The organism is Cytobacillus sp. ABV4_503 (genome assembly GCF_056158445.1).
Window position 1 is genome coordinate 237,318 of sequence record NZ_JBSWTH010000001.1, and the last position, 24,331, is coordinate 261,648.

30 protein-coding genes and 1 other annotated feature are annotated in these 24,331 nt (G+C 40.6%); of the genes, 21 read left to right on the top strand and 9 right to left on the bottom strand.

Annotated features, from left to right (window positions below):
• The first annotated feature begins 211 nt into the window (after window positions 1–211).
• Window positions 212–1,138, top strand: coding sequence for a PLP-dependent cysteine synthase family protein (locus ACXAD1_RS01260; protein WP_474909220.1), 927 nt, complete (start codon window positions 212–214; stop codon window positions 1,136–1,138).
• Window positions 1,135–2,262, top strand: coding sequence for a bifunctional cystathionine gamma-lyase/homocysteine desulfhydrase (locus tag ACXAD1_RS01265; RefSeq protein WP_474909221.1), 1,128 nt, complete (start codon window positions 1,135–1,137; stop codon window positions 2,260–2,262). Before ACXAD1_RS01260 ends, ACXAD1_RS01265 begins: the two co-directional genes overlap by 4 nt.
• A 60-nt stretch (window positions 2,263–2,322) precedes the next feature.
• Here the strand turns inward: ACXAD1_RS01265 and ACXAD1_RS01270 are convergent, their stop codons facing one another.
• Window positions 2,323–2,709, bottom strand: coding sequence for a DUF1259 domain-containing protein (locus ACXAD1_RS01270; protein ID WP_474909222.1), 387 nt, complete (start codon window positions 2,707–2,709; stop codon window positions 2,323–2,325).
• Between the two features lie 363 nt (window positions 2,710–3,072).
• Between ACXAD1_RS01270 and ACXAD1_RS01275 the strand changes: the two genes are divergently transcribed.
• The gene (locus ACXAD1_RS01275; protein WP_206845138.1) at window positions 3,073–3,450 is read left to right on the top strand and encodes a hypothetical protein; all 378 of its coding nucleotides are present in this window, start codon (window positions 3,073–3,075) and stop codon (window positions 3,448–3,450) included.
• Between the two features lie 31 nt (window positions 3,451–3,481).
• Here ACXAD1_RS01275 and ACXAD1_RS01280 read toward each other — a convergent pair whose 3' ends face one another.
• The 3 genes from ACXAD1_RS01280 to ACXAD1_RS01290 form a co-directional block, all read right to left on the bottom strand.
• Window positions 3,482–3,778: a 4a-hydroxytetrahydrobiopterin dehydratase gene (locus ACXAD1_RS01280; protein ID WP_206845137.1), complete on the bottom strand. Its 297-nt coding sequence runs from the start codon at window positions 3,776–3,778 to the stop codon at window positions 3,482–3,484.
• Window positions 3,775–5,505 (bottom strand): aromatic amino acid hydroxylase, encoded by a 1,731-nt coding sequence (locus ACXAD1_RS01285; protein WP_474909223.1) that lies wholly within the window; start codon window positions 5,503–5,505, stop codon window positions 3,775–3,777. Before ACXAD1_RS01285 ends, ACXAD1_RS01280 begins: the two co-directional genes overlap by 4 nt.
• Window positions 5,506–5,596: 91 nt before the next feature.
• Window positions 5,597–5,804 (bottom strand) — a binding site (T-box leader).
• Between the two features lie 100 nt (window positions 5,805–5,904).
• Window positions 5,905–6,159: a YiaA/YiaB family inner membrane protein gene (locus tag ACXAD1_RS01290; RefSeq protein ID WP_009335475.1), complete on the bottom strand. Its 255-nt coding sequence runs from the start codon at window positions 6,157–6,159 to the stop codon at window positions 5,905–5,907.
• A 304-nt stretch (window positions 6,160–6,463) separates the two neighbouring features.
• Here ACXAD1_RS01290 and ACXAD1_RS01295 point away from each other — a divergent pair, with 304 nt between their 5' ends.
• The 4 genes from ACXAD1_RS01295 to ACXAD1_RS01310 all read left to right on the top strand — a co-directional run bounded on the left by ACXAD1_RS01295 (window position 6,464) and on the right by ACXAD1_RS01310 (window position 9,493).
• Window positions 6,464–6,667, top strand: coding sequence for a hypothetical protein (locus tag ACXAD1_RS01295; RefSeq protein ID WP_474909224.1), 204 nt, complete (start codon window positions 6,464–6,466; stop codon window positions 6,665–6,667).
• Window positions 6,668–6,992: 325 nt separating this feature from the next.
• A complete protein-coding gene (locus tag ACXAD1_RS01300; RefSeq protein ID WP_370223950.1) occupies window positions 6,993–7,955 on the top strand; it encodes a DUF2268 domain-containing putative Zn-dependent protease in 963 nt (320 codons plus the stop codon).
• Window positions 7,956–7,973: 18 nt separating this feature from the next.
• The gene (locus tag ACXAD1_RS01305) at window positions 7,974–8,573 is read left to right on the top strand and encodes a hypothetical protein (protein WP_206845132.1); all 600 of its coding nucleotides are present in this window, start codon (window positions 7,974–7,976) and stop codon (window positions 8,571–8,573) included.
• Window positions 8,574–8,785: 212 nt separating this feature from the next.
• The gene (locus ACXAD1_RS01310; protein ID WP_206845131.1) at window positions 8,786–9,493 is read left to right on the top strand and encodes a DNA alkylation repair protein; all 708 of its coding nucleotides are present in this window, start codon (window positions 8,786–8,788) and stop codon (window positions 9,491–9,493) included.
• A 47-nt stretch (window positions 9,494–9,540) separates the two neighbouring features.
• Here ACXAD1_RS01310 and ACXAD1_RS01315 read toward each other — a convergent pair whose 3' ends face one another.
• Window positions 9,541–10,152 (bottom strand): cupin domain-containing protein, encoded by a 612-nt coding sequence (locus tag ACXAD1_RS01315; RefSeq protein WP_474909225.1) that lies wholly within the window; start codon window positions 10,150–10,152, stop codon window positions 9,541–9,543.
• A gap of 475 nt (window positions 10,153–10,627) precedes the next feature.
• Between ACXAD1_RS01315 and ACXAD1_RS01320 the strand changes: the two genes are divergently transcribed.
• On the top strand, window positions 10,628–12,079 hold the full coding sequence (locus ACXAD1_RS01320; protein ID WP_474909226.1) for a serine hydrolase domain-containing protein: 1,452 nt from the start codon (window positions 10,628–10,630) through the stop codon (window positions 12,077–12,079).
• 37 nt (window positions 12,080–12,116) lie between these two features.
• Here ACXAD1_RS01320 and ACXAD1_RS01325 read toward each other — a convergent pair whose 3' ends face one another.
• Complete coding sequence (locus ACXAD1_RS01325; protein ID WP_370223942.1) at window positions 12,117–12,593, bottom strand: VanZ family protein; 477 nt, start codon at window positions 12,591–12,593, stop codon at window positions 12,117–12,119.
• A gap of 369 nt (window positions 12,594–12,962) precedes the next feature.
• On the opposite strand from ACXAD1_RS01325, the gene ACXAD1_RS01330 reads away from it, so the two are divergent.
• The 8 genes from ACXAD1_RS01330 (at window position 12,963) to ACXAD1_RS01365 (ending at window position 17,983) form a co-directional block, all read left to right on the top strand.
• Window positions 12,963–13,154 (top strand): hypothetical protein, encoded by a 192-nt coding sequence (locus ACXAD1_RS01330; protein ID WP_206845126.1) that lies wholly within the window; start codon window positions 12,963–12,965, stop codon window positions 13,152–13,154.
• Between the two features lie 22 nt (window positions 13,155–13,176).
• Window positions 13,177–13,614, top strand: coding sequence for a YfmQ family protein (locus ACXAD1_RS01335; protein WP_370223940.1), 438 nt, complete (start codon window positions 13,177–13,179; stop codon window positions 13,612–13,614).
• Window positions 13,615–13,797: 183 nt separating this feature from the next.
• Complete coding sequence (locus tag ACXAD1_RS01340) at window positions 13,798–14,256, top strand: LytTR family DNA-binding domain-containing protein (RefSeq protein ID WP_370223938.1); 459 nt, start codon at window positions 13,798–13,800, stop codon at window positions 14,254–14,256.
• Window positions 14,253–14,666 (top strand): DUF3021 domain-containing protein, encoded by a 414-nt coding sequence (locus ACXAD1_RS01345; protein WP_061791884.1) that lies wholly within the window; start codon window positions 14,253–14,255, stop codon window positions 14,664–14,666. The genes ACXAD1_RS01340 and ACXAD1_RS01345 overlap by 4 nt, the downstream gene beginning before the upstream one ends.
• Before the next feature lie 123 nt (window positions 14,667–14,789).
• A complete protein-coding gene (locus ACXAD1_RS01350) occupies window positions 14,790–15,587 on the top strand; it encodes a hypothetical protein (RefSeq protein WP_370223936.1) in 798 nt (265 codons plus the stop codon).
• 199 nt (window positions 15,588–15,786) lie between these two features.
• A complete protein-coding gene (locus ACXAD1_RS01355; protein ID WP_370223934.1) occupies window positions 15,787–16,698 on the top strand; it encodes an ABC transporter ATP-binding protein in 912 nt (303 codons plus the stop codon).
• A complete protein-coding gene (locus ACXAD1_RS01360) occupies window positions 16,695–17,435 on the top strand; it encodes an ABC transporter permease (RefSeq protein WP_370223932.1) in 741 nt (246 codons plus the stop codon). The genes ACXAD1_RS01355 and ACXAD1_RS01360 overlap by 4 nt, the downstream gene beginning before the upstream one ends.
• A 107-nt stretch (window positions 17,436–17,542) precedes the next feature.
• Entirely contained in the window at window positions 17,543–17,983 is a 441-nt protein-coding gene (locus ACXAD1_RS01365) for a GNAT family N-acetyltransferase (RefSeq protein WP_370223930.1), read from the top strand.
• A gap of 76 nt (window positions 17,984–18,059) precedes the next feature.
• Here the strand turns inward: ACXAD1_RS01365 and ACXAD1_RS01370 are convergent, their stop codons facing one another.
• Together ACXAD1_RS01370 and pdxR are read right to left on the bottom strand one after the other, a co-directional pair.
• A complete protein-coding gene (locus ACXAD1_RS01370) occupies window positions 18,060–18,713 on the bottom strand; it encodes a cupin domain-containing protein (protein WP_474909227.1) in 654 nt (217 codons plus the stop codon).
• A gap of 180 nt (window positions 18,714–18,893) precedes the next feature.
• Entirely contained in the window at window positions 18,894–20,327 is a 1,434-nt protein-coding gene (gene pdxR / locus ACXAD1_RS01375) for a MocR-like pyridoxine biosynthesis transcription factor PdxR (RefSeq protein ID WP_474909228.1), read from the bottom strand.
• A gap of 226 nt (window positions 20,328–20,553) precedes the next feature.
• Between pdxR and spxA the strand changes: the two genes are divergently transcribed.
• From spxA to ACXAD1_RS01400, 5 genes are all read left to right on the top strand, one after another.
• Window positions 20,554–20,949 (top strand): transcriptional regulator SpxA, encoded by a 396-nt coding sequence (spxA, locus tag ACXAD1_RS01380; RefSeq protein WP_076260056.1) that lies wholly within the window; start codon window positions 20,554–20,556, stop codon window positions 20,947–20,949.
• Window positions 20,950–21,034: 85 nt separating this feature from the next.
• Window positions 21,035–21,448: an RrF2 family transcriptional regulator gene (locus tag ACXAD1_RS01385; protein ID WP_370223924.1), complete on the top strand. Its 414-nt coding sequence runs from the start codon at window positions 21,035–21,037 to the stop codon at window positions 21,446–21,448.
• 83 nt (window positions 21,449–21,531) lie between these two features.
• Window positions 21,532–21,861 (top strand): IDEAL domain-containing protein, encoded by a 330-nt coding sequence (locus ACXAD1_RS01390; RefSeq protein WP_370223923.1) that lies wholly within the window; start codon window positions 21,532–21,534, stop codon window positions 21,859–21,861.
• A 417-nt stretch (window positions 21,862–22,278) separates the two neighbouring features.
• Entirely contained in the window at window positions 22,279–22,764 is a 486-nt protein-coding gene (locus ACXAD1_RS01395; protein ID WP_370223921.1) for a hypothetical protein, read from the top strand.
• A 329-nt stretch (window positions 22,765–23,093) separates the two neighbouring features.
• Entirely contained in the window at window positions 23,094–23,687 is a 594-nt protein-coding gene (locus ACXAD1_RS01400) for a hypothetical protein (protein ID WP_370223920.1), read from the top strand.
• A 69-nt stretch (window positions 23,688–23,756) separates the two neighbouring features.
• Here the strand turns inward: ACXAD1_RS01400 and ACXAD1_RS01405 are convergent, their stop codons facing one another.
• Window positions 23,757–24,194: a cell wall hydrolase gene (locus ACXAD1_RS01405; RefSeq protein ID WP_009335446.1), complete on the bottom strand. Its 438-nt coding sequence runs from the start codon at window positions 24,192–24,194 to the stop codon at window positions 23,757–23,759.
• Between the last annotated feature and the right edge of the window lie 137 nt (window positions 24,195–24,331).

Sequence of the window (24,331 nt, forward strand, 5' to 3'; positions counted from 1 at the left end):
GGTATAGTATGAATTAATATCTCACTTGGCAACTTTGCAATCATCCTTAATTCTCAGTTGCCAGCGGATTTTTCAGCTGACAATTGACAAAAATAAACTTAAAACATACTATACAAGTAGGAATAATATGAATTAAAAGAAACGTAAGAAATATCCAAAAAACGCAATGAAGAAGAGTAACCATTCTTTCTGAAAAACAGAGGTGCTGACGATGAATTATTACAGCAATGTGAATGAATTGATTGGGCGTACCCCTCTTGTGAAAATTAAACACTATGCTATTCCGCAGGGAGTAAATGTTTTCGCAAAGCTTGAATATTTTAACCCGGGAGGCAGTGTAAAGGACCGGTTAGGACAGAACTTGATTCAGACAGCTATTGAGGATGGGCTGGTTCCGGAAGATGGGGCTGTAATTGAACCGACTGCAGGGAATACAGGAATTGGCTTAGCGCTTGCTGCTATTGGAACGAAGATCAAAATCATCTGTGTCGTACCTCAAAAATTCAGTGTTGAAAAACAGAAGCTAATGAAGGCGTTAGGGGCAGAAGTTATTAATACCCCGACTGAAGAAGGAATGAAAGGCGCTATTAGGAAGGCGGAGGAACTGCTGCTGAAGATTCCTAATTCCTATAGTCCTCAGCAGTTCAGCAATGAAAATAACCCGCAAACGTATTATGAAACATTGGGACCTGAGATTTTCGAAGCATTAGATGGGAAACTTGATATTTTTGCAGCTGGAGCTGGGACTGGCGGTACGTTTATGGGCTGCGCCAGATATCTTAAAGAAAAGAACCCAAAGATAAAGACAGTTATCGTCGAACCTGAAGGCTCCGTTTTAAATGGCGGAAAGGCAGGGCCGCATCGAACCGAGGGAATCGGGATGGAGTTTTTGCCGCCGTATATGGAAATAGGCTTATTTGACGCCATTCATACCATTTCAGATAAAGATGCCTTCAAACGAGTGAAGGAGCTGGCATTGCTGCAAGGATACTTAGTTGGAAGTTCGTCAGGAGCTGTTTTTGAAGCAACGCTGAGAGAAGCTGAAAATGCTCGGCCCGGCACGAATATTGTCACCATTTTTCCTGACAGCAGTGAGCGGTATATAAGTAAATCAATTTATGAGGAGGATGAACAATGAGAAGGAAAACACAAATGATTCACGGCGGTATTTCCAGAGATGATTATACAGGTGCCGTCTCCATACCTGTCCACCATGCCAGTACCTTTAAACAAGATGGAGTGGGCAATTTCGTTTATGAGTATGCAAGAACCGGAAATCCGACCAGGCATGCTTTAGAGGAATTAATAAAGGATCTGGAAGGCGGATACCGCGGGTTTGCTTTCGGTTCCGGCATGGCAGCTATTTCTTCTGTAATGCACTTATTTTCAACAGGAGATCATGTTATTTTCACAGATGATGTGTATGGCGGGTCCTATCGGTTAGTGACAAAGGTTTTGACGAAATATAATGTAGATGTAACCTTTGTGGATACAAGTGATTTGGCTGCTGTGGAAGCGGCAATACAGGAAAATACAAAAGCCATCTATGTTGAGACACCGACGAATCCATTGCTGAAGATTACAGACCTGGCCGGAATTTCCAAACTGGCCAAATCCAAGAATTTGCTTATGATTGTGGATAACACCTTCAGTACACCATACTGGCAAAATCCAATAGAACTGGGTGCTGATATAGTCTTGCACAGTGCCACCAAATATATAGGCGGACATAGTGATGTGGTTGCCGGGCTGGTTGTGGTGAATACTGAACAGCTTGCAGCAGATATGCACTTCATCCAAAATTCAATTGGTGCTGTTCTGGGACCGCAGGATAGCTGGCTATTAATCAGGGGAATTCGGACACTGGCCATTCGGATGGAGGAAATTGAAGAAAATGCGAAAAGGGTGGCGAATTTTCTTACCAATCTTCCGCAGGTTTCAAAGGTTTATTATCCAGGATTTAAAGATCAAAAAGGCCATGACATTCACTTGAAGCAGGCACGGGGATTTGGCGGAATGATTTCCTTCGATGCCGGAAGCGGTGAAAAGGCAGAAGAGGTGCTGAAAAAAGTAAGATATTTTACCCTGGCAGAAAGTTTGGGTGCAGTTGAAAGCCTGATTTCCCTTCCAGCCAAAATGACGCATGCATCGATACCGAAAGAACGCCGTCTGGAACTGGGAATTACAGATGGCCTGATTCGAATTTCAGTTGGCCTGGAGGATGCCGAAGACTTAATTGAGGATTTGCAGTCAGTGCTATAAGGAAAAGCCCCATTTAGTTACAACATTCTAAATGGGGCTTGCTTTTTTTATATAATATGATTAACTTCTTAAAGCTCTTCTGACTTTCCTTGCAAAATTGATTGGATGATCAACATCCTGGATATTCACATAAATGAGGCTGGGCTGATCAAATAGCCACTCATTGTGTACGGACGAAACGGTTATTCCCTGTTTAATAATGGCACCAGCAAATCCATCAACTTCCTTTTGCAAAAGGGCCACCCTGCCCAGACACAATGCCCGTCCTGACCTGGTATCCATCGATTCAAATGAGAAAGAAGTTGTTACGTTAAATGGTTTTCCCATAATGGTGACTTCCAGTTCATCCCGATTAATCGTTGCTACACACTTCCCGCCGGCAAATCCTTCCTGGCCGCCGATTGTTCTTGCAAACTGCTGACACAGCGCTTCTTCATTAATAGCCATACCTTTATACCTCCCCGTCACTTATTATTAGTGACCTGCCCTAACAACTTTTGCTCTAATGTATGATGTTGGGCACTGGAGTGTTCTGGGCATCAGTATCAAAACAAATAAGCTATATTAATTATTAGGGTTAATATGGTAATATAAGGTAAGTGGAAGGAGTGATGCCATATTCAGCTTCCCCATGAAAAAGGTTTAATACCTAAGTTATTCAGCCTAAGCCTGATTTACATTTTAAGTGTAATCCCCATTAGCATCATTTGTGTTAACTTCATTCATAAATTCTACTTTCATCCTCAATTCTTCTTAGCATTTAGCACCTATAAGCTATCTTATGTGATTTTTAGTGCAGGATTTTTTCTTTTGTTCGCTGTTGCCGGGCTTTTTCTGTATTCCAGGGAAATGAATTCTTCAAAACGGCTGACATTAACAGCTGTTTTCTTGTTTGGCCTGTCTCTTTTCATATTCTTTATGTCTTTTGATGTGTATACCTATTTGGATGAAAGCGGAATTCATATAAATAGCGTATCCAATATAAAGGCAGTTGAAAGCTATCAGTGGGAAGAGGTAGAGTCGGTCACTCAGCTAAACAAGAGAGGGCTGCCAGCTCAGCTTGAGATTGCTTTAGAAGGTGATAAAAAGATTTTGCTGAATCTGCATTCAGACTGGTATGCAAAGAGAAGGGCGTTTTACGAGGTGCTTCGGGAATATGAACTTCCACTTGATACAAGGGAAAAATAAGTGCCTGTCATCTCAACAGGCACTTATTTTCTTAATTATGGTCTGCAAGAAAAACATCATCTATCTGCCGGGCTAGCTTAAAATCCAGACCTGTCAGCCCATTTTCACTCCAGGAAGTGAGGGAGACGATCACCATTTTGTATTGAATGGCGATAAAAGGATGATGATTTTCGTTTTCAGCAAGAGATGCAATTTTATTTACGAAGGCGATACCGTCTAAATATTCTTTGAAGCGATAGCGCCGTTCAATCCATTTGCTGTCTTTTCTTTTCCAGTCTGGCAGCTTGGATAGTTTCCGGGCTATTTCTTCTTCACTTATTTTTGTCATACTGTGACATGCCTCCAATCAAAGATGACATCGAGTCCGTTTTGAATCAGGCGGACATAGCGTTCTTCCTTACTTAACTTTTCAAGCTGGTCCAGAAGCAGTTTTTTCAAAGGCGATTCTTTGTCATGCTTTTCAAGCAGTTCCAGAACTTCCAGCTGAAGCAGCCATTCTTCCGGGAACTCATCAAGAATTTTTCCGATAACACTGTGAAGAAGGACATCCTGAGGGAAATTCGTTTCCCGGATTTGTCTTACTTCCGCATATAATTCTTCCAGAGGGGTTAGGGCTTTTCCTTCTTTTGGGCTATCTTCATTCATAACAGATTCTCCGTGGAATGCAGCGTAATCCGCTGCGATTGGACGTGCAGAAACAATCTGGCTGCCCACAGCTAAATCATAGATGCCCCAAGTGGGGTGGAACAAGATTTCATCTTCCTTTTTGACGAGACATTCTTCAAGTGATATTAAAACAAGGGAATCATGATTAAATAACAGATTCGTCACATGGCCGGAAATTTCTACTCCGCTTTCGAAGGTGATTTGCATCATTTTATTCATCTCGATGCCAAGTTTTTTCAGGCTCTGTTCTGTTTGATTTTCAAGCCTAATGCCTCCAGCCAATTTTCCGATCGGCGCTCCAAAGCCGTCATGGTGAATATCAGGCCCATGATGATTAATTTGTTCATTTTGAATCGAAAGGGCACTCGGACCTGTCGTTTTGACATAGATGGCTTCACCTTCTGCATCCTTTATGATATCAGTGAAAAGACCAGTAATTTGAATGCCTGAATTGAGTTCGATGTGCGCAACCTGGCTTGAAGCGATCGCTTTTTCGATAGCCGCTGTTCCACCTTGCCTGAAGGCCATGGACTCGCCGAATCTCGTCACTTCCTCTATCAATTGTTCAAAGCTTTCGCAAACAAATAGCTGGGTCTGCATAGATGTAACGTCATAGCTGGTGTTAATAGCATCTTCAATTGTGAACCGGCGTTTCTTCACCTGATCGGACAGGCAATGCTTGCTTTCGCCCACAGATGACAGCAGTCCTGCACCAAAGATTTTGGGCTTCTGCAGTTCGCCAATCAGGCCAAATTCGACCGTCCACCAGAAAATCCGGGAGATTTGCTCAGCTTCAGAAAGTCCTTTTACTTGCAGCTGTTTTTCCTTTAATCGCTGTTTGGCTGCTTCAATTTCTTCTTCAGTTGAGGCTGGACTTTCCATGACAATCGATAAATGCCTTGTTGCCTCAAACACCTCATGTTCTTCTTTTGTCGCAAAAGCGTTAGCTCCGATATTCCCTATTAATTTAACAAACTCTGAGTAGGTTTCATCAAATAAAATCGGTGCATGCCCCGCCGCTTCATGGAGAATGTCAGGAGCGGGTGTGTATTCGATATTGGTCTTCTGGCGTATATCCGTTGCGATAGGAAGGATGCCATGCGCTTGAAAATCAAAAAACGCTGTGCCGGGAATCAATCCGTCGACAATGACAGCCCCCCAGCCGATTTTATCTAAATGATCGTTCATTTCACTTACCCGTGGAATGCTGTCGATGGAAATGCCGGATGACTTCAGACCTGAAGTGAATGCATCATGGGCGATGTCCTCAAGGAAATGATGATTTTGCCTCATCACATATCTCCAAACCGCATGGTCAATGGGACTGTAAGCATTGTAATGCTGATGGGCTGTAAAAGGGCGTAAGTGCAGGGGAATCGATTTCTTCATTTGGTAGGTCTCCTTTTATTAGTTTTCATGCTTAAACGCTTTTGAGTGCGAAAGTAAATGGATATAAAAAGTCCCTGCTGAATTTTCATTCAGCAGGGACGAATTTATTCGCGGTACCACCCTGATTGTAAGTATATAACTTACCACTTCACAGAATAACGGCTAAACCGTCTTATTTCAGAAAAGAAATAAGAAGCTCCAGAAACGTAATTCATGATCTCCTTTGTACTGGTTTTCAGCACCACCAGCTCTCTGTAACAGGGAGGATACCACTACTTCAATTCCTTCAAAGCATTTAAGTATTAGGATGCTTTATATCTTAAACGCTTTTAAGTGTTAAAGTCAACACATTTTATTTAATAAAAAGAAAAAGCCCAGAAGCATTTCTGAGCTTGTGTATTATTGTTCGATTTTAGCTGATCTGCGCTCCTGCTCTGCCATGATTTCCGCATCTTCGGCATTGTCCCGTGTCACTTTCTGAGTCAAAATGGACCCGACCGCCACCAGAAGCATGACGGCAATGTAGTACCCTTTTTCATTAAGCTCCATATCAGCATTGTAAAGTCCGATAAGAAACAGACCAACACCGGCAATCAGTGTAAAGTATGCTAAAAATGTAAAAGCTGGCGTGTTTCTCCTTCTATACTTTTGCATATGTTTCAATCCCCTTTTTCCATAACATATTCTCTCGCTATAAGGTCTGCCATCAATTCAGCAGATGTAACATATTATTCTTTATGACTTAAAATTATCCTTTTTTGTAAAAAAATGCAACAAAATAATCTAAGTGTTTTTACTATTTTTGGTGTGAGTTTTTTAGTTTATTGAAAATCCACTTAAATTTTAGAAGAAAAGTTGGTTTAGATAGGTTAGTATTTAATTTACAGTATTTGGATGGTGTTGGGGTGAAGAACTGTTTCTATCGATATATAAGAAATAACGGTTAGGAGGTGGCAGAGTGTGCTATATTTTATTAACTGCAGTAATAGGTTTGCTGATATATATTCTTTTTCGGATGTTTAAGTCCAGAAGAGACATATCAGGCAGTAACTATACCCCAATTGATGACTTGGATTATGGGCTGGTGGGGAAAAGCAGCAAGGAACCCTATAAAATTGAAGCCAGAAGTGAAACTTCATTTGAAGATAGAAAGGAGAAATAAATCGGGATACTATGAATAATACAGAAGTATATAATGATCCAATTTTATATGATAAAGAGCCCTGCGGTATGTTTTACCTAGAGAATGGAACGGCTTCTATTGAATAACGGAATGGGGATTGTCCATGTATTTAGCGATTGGATGGAGACACCTGTCACATCTGATAGCTATGGAATGGTTTATGTTTGCATAAAGATGAGTGAAGTCCAGGGATTTATGCTGCCTGCCTCCGTAAATGAGGGCAGGTTTTTTTATGAGAGTCACCTAGTGAATGTCCATATTATGGTAAAATTAATTTAGGAATATTTGATCAGGAGGGGTTGGTTTGAAAAGAGTTTTGTGTTTTTCAAGATTTATAGTGATGCTGACGATACTGTTCACATTGGCTTCCTGTTCCGAAAAGGATAAATCGAGCAATGTACCTGATGAAAACCAAGTTGAAGAACAGATTGTTTATTCATTTGAACATCCGGAGACAAAACAGAAATACAAAGTCGTACACGCTTATAAGCTATATACTTCTCTGATTGATCAGCTCGAAAAAAATCCTGAAGCTGCCGGTGAAGTTTATCAGAATAATATAATAAATAATGTCTACAGCACCTGCTTTAAGGACGGAGAACACCTCCACATGGTAGATAGCCTGCTGAATTGGACTCCTGAAAACCCTGATTCAATTACGAAAGTTCTGAACGAAATCGATGAAGAAAAAACAAATGCTGTCATTATGGAAGCACTTTTTAAATCCTCAGATTATTTACCTTCGGAGAATGAAACAGCAGTTTGCGTTTTTCCTTCACATCCCGGAGATGCCAATACAATGGTCGCGGCAGGAGCTGGAAAGATTACTGTCTTTTACAATGAATTTTACACAGAAGATATGATTAGAGCAGGCATAGCGCATGAATATCATCACAGTATCTGGACTGAGAAACACTTAAAGATGGGTATGTCTTTTTCTGTGCTGGATACTCTCATTTTTGAAGGGAAAGCTGTGATGTTTGAAAAACTCGTTTATCCAGATATCACCTTTTCTCATGTGGACCCAATGTTTAATAAAACTTTTTGGGCCAAAATTGAAGGGGATCTGGATACATATGATCTAAATCGCTCTCTGGAGATCTTAATGGGCGGTCAGGCCCTTCCCCGTCATTATGGCTACAGTGAAGGCTATAAGATGATAGAATCTTATCTCAAACTGCATCCGGCTACTACTCCGGAAGAGTGGACAGCCTTGAATGCGGAAAGGATTTTTCAAGAGGGGCAGTATTTAAAAAATTATCAGTAGCACGAAGGAGGAGTTAGGGTGAAAAGAATGCCGTTTGAAAGACCTGCAGAGCATTATGATGAAAGACTGTTATCCATTGACGAGAAGATCTGTTCTTTGCTGAAGCAGCGGAAGGAATTATCTGATAACCCTGGGTATCCGCGGCTTGAAGTGATTTCGGATTGGGCAGAAAAGTATGGCCTTTATGAGGATTATCTAAGGTCATTATTCGGACTGCTTGAAAATGATGAGCATTTCCGCCCGCAGGTCGAGCCTGTAAATTTCCAGAAGTATATCCCGATTTCGAGGTCAGTTGAGAAAGAAAAGTCTATATACTCAGTCAACTTTATTCGGCAATATGAGAATTCGAGTGTTGTGAATTTTAATATTGATTGGGAAGCTGACGCAGAAGATGAAAGAGATCGGTTTTTTCGTCATAGTTTCTGGAGTCTTGAAATAAGTGGTGAATATGATACAAGAGAAACGGGCGGAGGAGGTTCAAGCGGACATATCAATCACAATTTCGTTGTATCTCCTCCTCTGCCAGATGATATATCCGGGCTGGAGTTTATTTTCAAAGAGTATAAAACTCCTTTTAAGAAGCAGCCCACAGACCTGGAGATAAGGATGGATCTATGAACCAAAAGAATGATGTCACCTCGTTAATGAACTTAATGGGCATCAGCTCTTCGGTTGTAGCCTATTTTATTTTGTATATAGTTCAATTCAGCTTTGTAGAGGAATTAATTGAGTAAATAGGAGGCTAATCTGAGAATCACTCAAAGTTCCTGCTTAATATTAATGATCAAGGTCCATAATGAAGAGGTGGCTATTTGAAAGGGAGAGAGAATATGACTTACGAAGAAATCATGCAAAAGCTTGAGGAGCTTGGTACAGAGCAGACCAAGCGGATCTTTATGAATCACGGGGCGAAGGAGCCCTTTTTTGGCGTGAAGGTTGGAGATTTAAAAAAGCTTGTGAAGTTTGCAAAGAAGGATCATGGCCTGGCACTGCAATTATATGAATCAGGAAATCATGATGCGATGTATTTGGCAGGACTATCTGTCAATCCGAGGCTTATGACAAAGGAGACTTTACAGGAATGGGCTGAAAAGGCATATTGGTACATGGCTGCGGAGTATACAGTTGCCCAGGTGGCAGCGGAAAGTGATTATGCTCTTGAACTAGCCCGGGAGTGGATCAAATCAGAGGATGAAATGGTTTCGGTCTGCGGCTGGAGCACTTATTCCAATTATGTATCAATCACATCTGATAATCAGCTGGATGTCAGCGAAATAAAAGCATTATTGAGTAAAGTAAAAAATACCATTCATGAGGAAAAAAACCGAGTACGGTATGTGATGAATGGCTTTGTCATCTCAGTGGGCTCTTATGTACCGGACCTGAATGCGGAAGCGAAGAATGTCGCTGAACATATCGGAAAAGTGCATGTAGACGTCGGAAACTCTGCCTGTAAAGTTCCTTTGGCAAAGGAATATATTGAGAAGGTGGAGTCGAAGGACCGGGTTGGGGTTAAGCGAAAGACTTGTATATGCTAAGAGAATCTAAGAAGGCAGGCATGGTAATTTCCATGCCTGTGAAACCATCAATAATAATACATGTGCTGAGGGAAATATTGCTGGGTGTATTGATATTGCTGGTTTGGTTCAGAGCTATTAGCATTTCTGCTGCAGTCTTTTGCCGGTCCGATAAAGGTTGAAGGCTGGACAGGTGCTACGGTCTTCTTCCATTGCTTTGCATCCATACAATAAGTGTGCGCCATTATATTTGAAGGTGTTAATTTTAGAATGTCAGATCCCAGGATGACTTCAGGAGAAGGAGCATTAAAAATGGCCAGCAGATGAGTGCTGTCGGTATTAGCTACCTCATAATGCCACCAGCCCTGAGGGACATTGGCTACTTGCCCGGGTGTAATGTAATAGTTCAGGATTTGTTTTGTAAATGGATTAAGTAATGAAACCGTTGCAGCTCCGGATATGCAATAAACCAATTCAGCAGCGTTTTGGTGATAATGAGGTTCTATTACATTATTTTTGCTAAGATAGATGTCCAGAAGCGAGACATCTTCCAGCGTGTTTAATTGCTGAATGCCCAAAACATTTATTAAATTCCGGTTATCTTTTTTCATCAGATTGCTTTTGTTTACATCAAAAAAGTAATTTAAAGACGGAGAGGTGTAATCCAAATATTTAACCATTGCTGCTCAGTCCTTTTGTGAAATTGAATTTCTCAGATAAAGTATGCATAGGCACCCAATCAGTGCATGTACTAAATAACGTGGTTGTGTTTGAAAAAGAAGGAGAGCAATAAATGAAAAAAAAGGCAGTAAGGTTCGCAGCTGGTATGGAATAGTAAAATCATCATTCCATCAGTTCTATAGGCAAAAGAAATCTAAGCACTGCAGTCTCGTTATTTGTTTCCCTGCCCCATGTGTATCCTCCATCATTCCACATTAACCTGCATTATTTTCCATGTTATCTATTTTGATGAAAAGAGTCCGATCTTCTACTGCGTCTCAAGTCCTATTTGAAAATAAAGCTGACGCTCATTATATAGATTTCCAAATACAGGTAAGATGAAATCAAGAAAGGGAATGTGCCTATAGATATTTTTTAGCATCCCAGCAACGGGACAAACCGTTAATCAAGAACACTGGCAGAGGGAGAGGTTATATGGCAGTCTTGCCGTCCAGTTTATTAAAGATATTATTGGTTCTTTTCTTGTTCACTTCATTTAGTTATTTGCTTGTAAACTCGGCTTCAGCTGAAGAAGGCATCGAAGCAAAAATTGAGAAGGCAATTAAGGATTACCTGGTAGAATATCAAGTTCCAGGAGCTTCAGTTGCCATCGTTCATAATAATGAGCTGTTTTTTTCACATTCATGGGGCGTTACTGGAGAATCAGAGGAGGATGTTACAGAACAAACTCCTTTTACGATTGGCTCCATAAGCAAATCATTAACGGGAATGGCCATTATGAAATTAGCTGATAATGGAACCATCCGTCTGGATGCCAGCATTCAAGAATATCTTCCCTGGTTTAAACTGAAAAATGGGAAAGCTGCCGAAATAACAGTGGAGCAATTGCTCGCGCAAACAAGCGGGTTGAGTACCTATGACGGGCTTGCACTATCAGATAAAGAGTTTACAGGCAGGAATGATATTAAGAATCAAGTCAAGAAATTGTCAGAAGTTGAACTGACTGCTGAGCCTGGTGAGAAGCATCAATACAGCAATGCCAATTTCTTAATTTTGGGTGCGATTCTTGAAGAACTAACAGGAATGTCCTATGCAGAGTATATGGAACAGCAGATCTTTCAGCCTTTAGGGATGAAAAATGCTGCAGCCAATAAAGAGGGAGCTTATAAGAGAGGATACTTTAGCGGTTATCAATCCTGGTTTGGGATGCCGGTGAAAAGTTCCGTAGCCTATGATAATGCCGGGGCGCCTTACGGTTACATTACGGCCAGCTCTGCAGATATGGCCCAATTTGTAAAATTATTGAGCGGGAAAGGGCCAGATCATTTTATCAGTGAAAAAACACTGGATTTATTTATGACTCCTCAGGTACAAACAGGAGAGGACCGATATTATGGCTTAGGAATACGCATATCAGGCCCTGATACTCCCAAAGAAATGATCTGGCATTCTGGTTCTACCCCTGATTCGCATGCAGAAGTCTTTTATATTCCGGATACCGGCTGGGGCGGCGTGATTCTGACAAATAAGAATCATATTTTAGAGGAAGATGGACTTTACTATCTGAAGGATCATATTATTAGTCTATTAAATGGCGATGAGCCTGAAAAAGTACCTAATCATAGTTTGACCATACAATACATTTTGCTGGGATGTGTATTGCTGCTAGTAATTCTTGCAATCTATTTATGGAAAAGATTCCGAACCCGGAAGTTTTTAAAAAAGGGGACGGGACTTTTCTTAGGGCTGATTTTTATTGGCCTGTCAGCTGCACTAATCCCTCTTTTCACATCCAGCACATCTTCTCCTTGGCATTCTGTCTCTGTCTTTGCACCGGATATCTCGCTTTTAACAATTTTGGCTGTAATTATGCTAGCAATAAATGGGCTGCAGCTGATTAGATTAATTTTTAATAAAGCAAGATAATGGAAATGCCTGTCTATATCAGTTAGACAGGCATTTATTATACGTTCACTGCATTTTTCCTTGCTTTCCGGGCTGTCATGGCTTTCCATAATCCAAACCCTATTAAAGCTCCAATGATATTTAGAATAAAGTCATCAATATCCAAACTGCCTCTTCTTGAGACCAGCTGAATAATTTCCACACTAAGGATCATGACAGTCATGGTAATTGTAAATGACTTAAGTCTGTTTAGCCTTCTAATATAATAGGGCAGAAAAATTCCCATTGGCAAAAATGCAGCCACATTACCGGCTAGGTTTTTTATAGGAATGATTAAATTCATGCTTCCATTGGGAATTGCCATCACATACCCATTAATTGTTTTAAAGGGCACAAAGTTTGAGGAATGCTTCATATATTCCATTAAAGGCATGTCTGACCAATATCCTCTCGATATAAAGAACAGTAATACGGTTAAGGCACATAAGTAAGAAAGAAAGCTAATTCCCATGATCAACCTTATTATCTTTTTCATTATTATCCCCGCTTAAAAATAGTCTTTGATAATAATAACATAATTTTTCCATATTCTACTCAAAAAACTATACTGTCAGCTATTTTAAAGTACTAGCCGTGAACGAGCTGCCAGATGATTTGAGGGAGTATCTTATGAAATTGCCTCATTAGATTAATAGTGATATTTTGGAAGCTGGGGAAATCTCTATGCCTGATAAGCAGAATCCAAGAATAGTATGCTGTACCCATTATAAGCTGTGAGCGGCATTTTTATATGGTTAAAGTGGATGGTTAAATTTAGATCTAAGTGGATGGTTAATTATTGGCTAGTATGCGATATTATTTACTTATAGAAGTTTATTAATATGTAAAAGAAGAGGTGCGCAGCATGGGAATAATGCTTGGGCTGGTTCTAATTATTTTAATTTTTGCTGTGGTTTCGACTTTGCTGCTGACAGGCAAGGCTGACGAGAACTATGGAAGTTCAACAAAACGGAACACAACCAATTTAACCTTAATATATGTGGTAATTATTTTTATCGGATTAGCTTCTCTAGGAATTTATATTTGGCTGATCTAAATACAGATGGAGATGAAAAAAGATGACATGGGCAGTAGTGGTTCCTATTATTCTCGTTAGTCTGCTGAAAATCGTGCTGACCTGTATGCCGACAGGCACGGTTAATTGGCTGATTCGGAAATTTGAAACTCATTCCAGGCTTGATGAAAAAGAGGTTACAGTCACAATTGGTGATAGTAGGCTGGAAGATGAGGAGAAACTTCAGTTTATCAATCAGTTCAATGAAGGAATATTTATTAAGAAACATTATATCCACCCTGGCAGGGAACAGCTTTTTTTACGGCCGGAGATCAGTGGAACACCTATAGTTATCGAGTTTCTGGAAAAAGAGGACACGCTGTTCGTATATAGCTATAAGGACCGAATTGATGTGGTGAAACAGCGCGGAAAAAAGGTCATAGCATACAGCCTGATTTCTGATAGCCTTCAAAGCAGTTCACTGGCAATTAAGGCCGGTTAAAATAAGAACATTAAATTGACGCCTAGATCCAGAGTGATTTAGGCTTTTTTATGTCTGCAGGAGGGATGTAATTAACTGCTGCTTACCATGCTGATCTTGCATGCTGCCTTAATTCTGGTGACAATTGGAAATTATCCATCTATACTAAATTTATAAAGCTGATGGAAAGGAGGAGCGTCCTTCATGAAAATCGTACTCGACATCGACCCGCGCAACGAAGAAACCTCGGTGACAATCCATTGCAAAGAAATCACCCCGGCTATCCAGGAAATCCTCGAGTACCTCAAAAAGAATGAAACCGGACTGATTGTCGGAAAGGATGGAGAGAATCAGCACTTAATAAAGCCTGATGAAGTTCATTATTTCCGTTCAGAAGGAGACACAGTAACAGCCGCCACCTCAGAAGGAACTTTTAAAGTAAAGGAAAAACTTTATGAACTTGAACAATCCCTCCCTTCCCACCGTTTTATCAGGATATCCAAGTCAGTCATAGCGAACCTTTACGCCATGAGCCATTTTGAGCCATCCTTTAACGGAACACTCTGTGTTCACTTTAAATCGGGGGAGAAGGAGTATGCTTCACGCCATTATGTGGGACGGATAAAGGAAATTTTAAGAATGAACAGGAGGGATACGAAGTGAGGGCATTTTTGTACAGAAGCATGATCGGCATATTCTTTGGGGGATTCATTTCTACAGCGGCAGCTATAGCCTTAATTTATTTCGGCGGTCAACCCACGTTAGATGGGCAAAAGTTTATCATAAATGCATTGGGCTTTATTATCAGCGGCTGGCTGTTTACGGTTACTCCGCTTTATTTTGAAATCCGCTCACTTCGCCTGCCCATGCAGACTGCCCTGCATTATCTTACCGTCACGATTGTTTATTTCACATTAGGGCTTTGGATTGGCTGGATTCCGATCGGAGTAAAGAACTTTTTCATTTATCTTGCAATCTCACTATTGGTTTACGCGATTGGCTGGATCGGATTTTATCTATACTTTAAAAACGAATCGAAGAAGCTGAATAAGGATCTGGAGTGCCTCGAATGAGGGTGTGCAATTACGAATTGTAAGTGCAAAAACGGTCATACAGGCGGCTATGCCATACGAGAAGAATATCATGGGCGTTTCGCAAATAGACATAAGGGAAAACAGTTTTTGAGGTGAGGATTCATGAAGATTAAGGCAATTAGTATTGCCGCTTTCCTGATTATTCTTTCAGCCTGCACCAGTGAACCTGCCATGACGGAACAAACAGACGATGGAAAAGTCCAGAGCAGCAATCAGGAAACTGGAAACACGGAGACTGAAAATCACGAAGAAGCTCACGAGCGAGCATTAACTCCTGAGGAAGTAATAGCTGAAACGGAAAAGCAATTGAGCACGGATGTTCCAATTAAGATGCCTGATACGCTGAACGTGAACCAGGGATATCATTTAACAGCCAAGACCGTCTCTGATCGAGATTCTTACCAAGTTATTTTCTTTCAGACAGAAGATGTAATTCCTATAAACAATGCTAAATTGGATCAGTTGAGTGACGACTCTATTCTAGCCGTTCTGTCTGGACAGAATTTTGACAGCAATGAAGCTGCATCTGAACAAATTTCATACCAGAATTTTGAGGAGATCGGCGGAAATCCGGTTGATCTTGGATATTCCATCATAGGCTACCAGGATGCAGGTGCCGGTTCCGTATACCTTAGCTGGAATGAGGGAAGATGGGCATTTACATCACGGGCACGAACAGAAGATCCTGATAATCTCCTGACTGACTCCAAAAAAGTAGTTGAATTCTTAGAAAGCAGTACGCTGCCGCCTCCTAAGATGTATGGAACCGGCAAATTTGACACAATCAGTGAGCATTCCCGGAATCAAATGCTCGTCTGGCAGGAGGAACGAACCGTCTATAAGATTGAGAAAGCCGAGGGAGCACTAAGGACATTGGAAATTGCAGCTTCTATCAAATAGAAAAAATGCCTGTTCACTTTAACATAAGTGGTGCAGGCATTATTTTTTAAAACAGCCTTCACTGACTGATAATGAAATTTGCAAGTCGGAGGCTAATATGTGCATCTTATCATACTCATCCTGCGTGTCGCATTGCAATTGGTGAATTTTGGAAATGACAGCCCTATACTGATTATATAAAGATTAAAGGAGGATCCGGATGGAAAGTGTCATTTCTGTAAAAAATTTATCTAAAAATTTTGGTGCCACCCGGGCGATAAAGAATCTTTCTTTTACCGTTTATAAAGGGGAAATCTTCGGAATTATAGGACCGAACGGAGCAGGAAAAACGACAACACTTGAAATACTTGAGGGGATTTCAGTTCCGAGCGGGGGGGAAGTCGAAGTGCTTGGTCTTGTGCCAAGCAAGCAGCTGCGTGAATTAAACAAAAAAATCGGCGTGCAGTTTCAAGCCACATCCATTCAGAAGAAAATGAAAGTAAAAGAAGCGCTGGATCTCTTTTCTTCCTTTTATGAAGGCCCGACGCAAAAAGATTATTTAATAGACTTGCTTGGTTTGAGAGAAAAAATGAACGTAAAGTTTGATGACCTGTCCGGCGGCTGGAAACAGCGGGTAACGCTCGCCTTAGCCACCCTGCACGAACCAGAGATTCTTTTTCTTGATGAACCGAGCATGGGGCTGGATCCTTCAGCAAGGAGGGAAATGTGGTCATTAATCCGGCTGTTAAGGGAACGGGGAAGCACCATTGTCGTGACCACACACTATATGGAAGAAGCTGAGCAGCTTTGTGATCGGGTGGCAATGATCTACAGCGGCCAATTGAAAGCACTGGATGCACCACGTGAGCTGCTAAATGAAGGGGCTGGTGGCTGCCTGGCTTTTACGAGTGCCGGCCTTAGCCGGGAATATTTAAATTCCCTTCCTGGTGTTGAACGAGTGGAAAATAATCTGGACGAATTCAAAGTGTACTGCGATGATCAGCAGACAACAGCTTATCACATTTTCACTCACTGTCAGGAAAAGGGGATACGTCTGGCTGGCTTTAAGTTTGAGAAGGGCTCACTCGATGATTTATTTGTCCAGTACTTAGAAAAGGAGAAAATCGGATGAATGCAATTGTAAAGCTCGCCAGCCTTGAAACGAAAATGTTCTTTAGGGACCGGCTAAGTATGTTCTGGACGTTCCTGTTTCCAGTAGTCATGATTTGGCTGTTCGGTTCCATGTTTGTGGGAGACAACATGAGCCAAAAGGCTTTTGCGGAATACTTTGTTCCTTCATGGATTGGCGTCAATATTGTGACCACTTCCTTTTTTACACTGGGAACTGTCTTAACCAATTACCGGGAAACAGGCGTATTGAGAAGATATCAGTCGACTCCGCTTCAGCCTTGGAAAATCCTCGCCGCCCATACCTTTCAAGGGACCGTCATCTTTGCCATATCCGCATTGCTGCTAATGGTCTTTGGCATGCTTCTCTATGATTTGACCCTGCCAGCTTTTATCGGAAGTACGCTGCTCTCACTGCTGATCAGCATTCTGGCTTTTTTTCCGTTTGCTTTATTCCTTACATCCTTAGCTAAAAATGCACAGTCTGCAGCAGCCATCAGCTCCTTATTCCTGAATCTGATGCTGTTCCTTTCAGGAGCGACCTTTCCTCTTGAGATGATGCCGACAGTCCTGCAATATGCAGCTAAAATCCTTCCGCTTTATTATGTGATTCAATTGCTCAGGGGAACCTGGACGGAAGCGCCTATTACGGAATATGGGTTTGAAGCTGCTGTTTTGATAGGGATTGGGATTGTGTCTGTTGTACTTGCTGTGCGGTTCTTTCGGTGGAGCGGGAAGTAAGCCCTAAGAGATTGGGGCTTTTTTCATTTTATGAACATATTGAGTTTACAAATATTTGTTAATATTTATATAATTACTTAATTAATGCTATAAAGGTGGTTATGAATATGGAAATTTACCAAGCTTCAATGAACGATTTAGAAGGGGTTTCCGCTTTATTTAATTTATACCGTGTGTTTTATAAGCAAGCACCGGATATGGAAGCAGCAGCCGAGTATATAAAAGAGCGCTTAGAAAAGAAAGACTCTGTCATATATGTAGTAAAGAAGGAAGGAAATTATCTTGGATTTACTCAGCTTTACCCAACTTTTTCATCTATATCTATGAAAAGGGCCTGGATCCTGAATGACTTGTATGTGGATGCAGAGGCAAGAAAACAGGGAATAGGGGAAATGCTTATAGACAAGGCAAAAGAACTCGCTGCTGAAACAGGGGCGGTAAGTCTCAGCCTGAGTACGGCTCCTGATAATTTCTCTGCACAAAGACTCTATGAAAAAATCGGGTTTAAGCGAGATGAGCAATTTTACCATTATGAATTAAGTATTTAATGTAATCATAGAAATCGGATTAGGAGATGCACTAATCATTAAAAAAGGCATGGATTTTCCATACCCTTGGATCCTTTTAAAAATCAATAGATTTATGATTGATATTTATGGATATTTTATCATTTTTTCTGTTTGTACAATCTGGATTTAAGTATTTTGTAATAGGTTCTGAAGGCTCTCTCTTTGCAGGGGGCCCAATTACCACAGATTCTTTAATTGGTGTGAGGGCATCTGCTATTTTAATGGAATCCACACCATAGGCCATCTGGAAAACTTCTGGCGGAGTCAGGCGCAGTGTATCAGACCCTTCTGCCGTTTCAAATTGATCATTGTTAAAAAAGAGGTGGAGATGCAATTTCTCTGATGCAGGTCTAATCCAATGCCACCAAGCCATTGGGATGAAGACGACTTGGCCCTGCTTAGCTCGATAATTGTGCAGTTTTTTCGTATCAGGATCAACAATTGAAATAATCGCTTCACCTGAAACCACCACATCCAGTTCCCAGGCATTGGGGTGCCAATGCGGTTCCCGAATATGTCCTTTTGTAAGGTAGAGGTCTACAAAAGCTCCGCCCACCATGGCCGGCATTTGCGTGGAAGTAACCTCATAAGCAATATTGTCAGGGTCTCTCTCGAAAAAAACACTATCCCTTGAGTCAAAAAAAAGATTAGGGGTTCCGCTTGTTTTCTTTATGTTTGTATTATCGGGAACAAAACCAGATTTCGTCATGACAGCTCCTCCATTCATTCAGAATAAAATAAACACTTTTTGAGTCCTGCAGAACTGTGACATCATAATTTTATGTGTGACTCTGTGGAGGTGTGAATTGGATAAGCAGATATGTGGATTAAATGAATGGAAGATTTCTATTTATAATGAAAGAACGCCTGAAAATCAGGCGTTCTTTCATTATTCGAGATTTTTCAGAGCCTCAGCAAACCGCTTAATCCCTTCATGGATGTTTTCTTCATTTTCCCTGCCAAACGTAAAACGCACAAATCCTTTTTCAGATCCCATGGTTGTTCCAGGAACGTAGATGACACCCCGTTTAATTGATTCTTCAAGCAGCTGATTTTCATTGTGCTCTTTTTTGATCCGGCACCAAAGATGAATTCCACCCTGCGGTATGCTGAATTCCACTTTGTTTTTCAGGAAAAAATCCAGGCTCGAAACAATTTGATTTCTCCGCTGTTCCAATTGCCTGGTCAGAAATTTTAAATGTGACTCAAAGCCTGCGGACTCAATAAAATCATTCGCAATCCATTGAGAATAGCTTCCATGGCCGAAATCCACCTGCTGCTTGGCGTCTGATAGCCGCTCAATTACCGGTCTGGGGCCAATGATCCAGCCGATTCTAAGCCCGGAAGCGACAATTTTGGTCAGAGAGCTTATATATAAAACAATGCCGTTGCGGTCCAGGGATTTGAGTGTATTCATTTTTTCACCGGTAAAGGGTGTTAGGCTGTAAGGATCATCTTCCACCACCGGAATCCCGTATTCAGAGGATAATTCAAGGATTTTTCTGCGCCTGTCTTCAGGAAGCAATGTTCCTGTTGGGTTCTGAAAAATAGGATTTAAAAAGATCATCTTAATTCGATGCTTTTTATATAAGGCTATGATATCATCAGGATTTATTCCATCCTTGCCTGTCTTTAAATAATAAGTTTTGACTCCGGCTGATTTAAAGATTGGCAGGCTGTAGTGATAAGAGGGATCCTCGATGGCAACAGAGTCCCCGGGTTTTAAGAGGCATTGGACGACTAGATGCAGGGCCTGCTGGGCACCGGATGTAATAAGTATGGAAGAAGGGCTGGTCTCGATGTCCCGGAACTCTTTTACATGTTCAGCCAGTGCTTTTCTCAGAATTTCATTTCCCTGTGGGTGATCGTACCCCAGTGTCCCGATAAAAGAGCGATTGGAAGTAATCTTTCTTAGCGAAGCCAAAGGAAAGAGGTCCTGAGAGAGTTCCCCGCTGGCCAGGTTGATCAGTTTTGTCTCTGTCAGTTCTTTATGGATCCTTTGTGTGACTGGTAAGTTGGGCAAAAAGGAGCCTGCTTCAATATATCGGTTCCAGCTTGGAATACGTCTTTTGGCCATTCCCCAGATATCCTTGCTGACCATCGTACCGCTTCCCCGATTTCGTTCAACGATCCCGTTTGACTCCAGTTCATCATATGCAGCAACAACTGTGCTTCTATTGATATCAAACTGTTTTGCTAATCCTCTTTCTGAGGGCAGCTGTTTGTCTGGGGGGAAGGTGCCATCTGCTATTCCGTTTTCTATATAAATCGCCAGCTGCTTATAAATAGGTGTTTTTGATTTTCTATCAGGTTTCCAATCCAATTGAAACATCCTTTTAGTAAAAATGAGATATGTAATATTATATCAGCTCTTTAGAATATTATCGGCTGCAGGATTTAGTAAAAGTGCATATTGACTTTTGCAACTGTAAATATTATTATTACAGTATATCCTGCAGTATTAATAAATGCAGCTTTATTTTTGTGCTAACTGTAATTTTTATTATTACATTTTTATAAAGACGAAATCAATAGAGGGAGTGTTTTTAATGGTGAATTTATTCTTATCATCAAGCTGCGGTTCCTGCCGGAAGGCCCGTGCATGGCTTGAGGAGCATCAAATAGAGTATGTTGAGCGGAATATTGTTACAGATCCGCTTACAGTGGATGAAATTAAATCAATTCTTCGTCTTACAGAAAATGGGACTGAGGAGATTATTTCAACTAAATCAAAAGCTTACCAGGAGTTAAACGTGAATATTGATTCCATGCCGCTAAAAGAGTTATATCAATTGATTATTGATAATCCGCAAATGCTTCGCAGACCGATTATTCTGGATGAAAAAAGACTTCAGGTCGGCTTTAACGAGGACGAAATTCGCAGCTTCCTTCCACGGAAGTTTCGTACGTTTTCATACAATGAACTGCAAAGATTGGCTAACTAGACAGCACCAGCCTGTAAATTCTTGACAAGTCAATCTGTAACACTTAGTCTTACAGTACAGCACCAGAAAACATAGGAGGCCGGCCATGAATAGCGATTTTACTCTTGCCATTCACAGTCTAACTTATCTCGCCCTGCAGCTGGATCGCATGTCAACGAGCGATGCGATTTCTGAAAGTGCAGGTGTCCATCCGGTCCGCATCCGAAAAGTCCTGAGTTTATTAAAAAAACATGGATTTATTAAATCAAAAGAGGGAACGGGCGGCGGATTTATTTTTGCCCGGGATTTAAGCGAAGTGAATCTTTGGGATATTTATAAGATTACTTCTGAAGGCGCACTGCAGCCAAAGTGTCCGGAATCAAATGAAGCCTGTGTAGTAGGGGCAAATATGCAAAGAGTTCTGATTAGCATTTTTTTAGGTGCAGAGGAACATTTAGGTGAATATTTAAAGCACTATACATTAAAGGATATTGTTGATTTGATCTATAGAGAAAATTAATTGGGAGCTAACATGCTTTCCATTTGTTAAAATGTAACAAAAAATATTACAGTTTAAAAATCTCTTTAAAGAAGGTGAAAAAAATGATGTCCAACAATAATGCCATTTTAAAAGCGGGAGATTGGATTAAAGGAAAATCCCGTGAAGGGGAACTGATCATTGGCTATATAGAGACCTTAGAAGAAGGCATTATAAAGACAAAAGTAATTTCAAGTGATAATAAAACCATTGAAGGCAGAATCATTCCGCTGCTGAGCAAACAGGTCAAGAAAATACCGGCAGCAAAAGTAGCCAACAAAGAACAGATTCATTTCCTGATCGATCTGGCCCTTTCCACTGGAGATGAAGAATGGTTTTTTGAATTGACCTCGAAGCTTAACTCGATGAGAGAGCTTGTGAAGGGTATTAAATAAAAACGGGGAAGTGCCTGTGTCGGTCTGCATATAAGCAGGCAGGTGCAGGCACTTTGTTTTATATTGCCTGACAGTCTTGTGCACTGCGGCTGTCCATATGATTTCTTTCCTGTCAGCATTAGTTCTGCATGAAAATAACCGTATTGGGTGCTTCCTTGTCTACACTCTCTCGCCACTTCATAAAGAAGTGAATCTAAAAGTAATATATTAGAAAGTGATATAAAAATCTATAAAAATTCCAATTTGTTTGGAGGAAGAGGGATATTGGTTTCGAATATGTACAGGAAGGAATTAATAAAAAAATCTAGTTAACAGCAGGTTTTTGGAACGGTGCTTCGGATTTAACTATTTTTCCGCTTTACATAAATGTTGATAGAATGAACAGGGATGGTATGTCTAAAAAGGAGCGGCAATAAGATGAGCATCAATCAAATGTTTGCAAGAAAAGTAATAGCTGCATCGATTTCAGGGTCTCTGTTCGCAATTGTGTTAGGTCTGATTGTAACGGATCCTTTTGTTGGAGAAGCTGGTTCTGCTGGTGAATACTTTCAGGGTGCTATGATATCCATTCCCTTTTATCTTATATACAGCTTCCCGGTCATTTTGGTTTATGGCACATTAACTTCTGCCGTTAGTGACTTATTAGCCTTTTTTATTTCGAATCGTACTAACAGGGTAATGGAAATATATATTTCATTAATCCTGCACTTGCTTTTTGGATCAATATTGCTTGGATTAAGTTTAGCAGCGGCTGTGTTATTTTTTATTACGGATTATATTTTGCAGCGCAAGCAATTCGGCGGCTGGAGAAATGCTTTGAAATCTTTAGGGTTGCCTGTTCTTGTTTGGATTGTGTTTATGGGTGGCGTGTATGTTTTGGATGCTTCCTTATTGAAATGGTAAGAATAAGCGATTGTATTGATAAGTAGTTTTTCGTGAAAATGGCGGCTAGTTTTATTCCATCAGGGGTTGCTTTCCATTTTTTTTAATACCATTTAGTAAAGAGGTGGAAAAATGAACCTAATCCTTTTTGCTATTATCCACATTTTAATTGGGTGTACATTCATTTATACATACGGTAAATTGCCAAAAGCTATATCCACATTTGCATTTGTATTTCTTACTATGAGTTTTCTTTATTGGGGAGCAGTGTTAATCAATTTTGCTAGTTAGTCAGCTGCCAGGAGGGCGGCTTTTTATTTTTTGGAACGATAGATGCAGAGGGGGATTTGATGAAGAAGACAATGAAAAAGTATTTTAAGAGAATGTTCTTTATATTAATGGTGTCAGCTTTTGTTTATAGCATTTATATAAATCTCGGATACAGGCACTATATAAAACAAAGCCAGGAAAGGAATTATGCACATTTGAGGTTTATAGCTGCAGTAGGCGATAATTCGGCCCACTGGCTTGAGGAATTTGTTCAGATACCTATTGAGAAAGAGGATGAATTTAAAGACGAGTTATATAGTTCATGGAGGGTTGTGAACGGAGAGAGCAGAAGTATCAATTCCTATTTGTCTGCCATGTCTGTTTTTGATATGGGAGAGGATGCACCTGATTGGAACTTGCTTCAATATAGCTTATTTCGTGTTGATGGGTTTATAAATGGCATGACGGATAAGTTTCTTGAAAATCAATCATATCGTATGAGTAAGGAAGAAACAGAAAGAATAGAAGCGGTTATTACAGTTTATAGAAGTGTTAGCGAAGAACTGGAAAAGGAATCTGTCAATGTAGAAAAACTCCTGGAAGCTATAAAGGAACCGATGCTGGTAATAGATGATTATTATGCGGATGCCCTTGAGAAAGTGGATAGTAACTAAGAGCTTTCTTTTGGGATTTACATACACTAAAGGAAGGCAAATTATCCCCCACTAAACGTGGGGGTATGATCACCTATAAACACTTTCACATGTATTAGCTTGGGGTTCATAATAGCAATGCTGTTTGAATTGTCCTGAAAAAGGCTGATCGTACCATGTTGGCGGACATGGAGCATATGGATTGAAATACCAGAGAGCAAACTTGGAAGGATGCTGCCTCCAATAGTCTAAGGTTTGTTTAGCCAATCGTTTCTCTACACCTCTGGCCCTGTTGTAAAAAACATTTCCTTTCTGTACGGCTTCAAAAGAGTAATTTCCTCCCTGCACTTGAAATATGACTTGAGGTATTGTCCGGAGACCTACAAAATCGAGGCAATCAGCCGCTCTTCGATTGACTATAACATTTCCGACCATAAGCATCCCCAGTTTTCCTTCACCTTCGGCTTCTGCCCTCATCATCCTTGCCATTAAAGCCACGTCACTGTCGGTATATTGTACTCTTGGCACTTTTTATCACCTCTAAAAGAATTGTATTAAGAAATCCTGTAAACATGCTAACGGGTTCAAAGGAAGAAATATTAATTGGGGGTGCAAACCGCATTGCGTGTTCAGCACCCCCTTATTACGGATATATAAACAGTTAG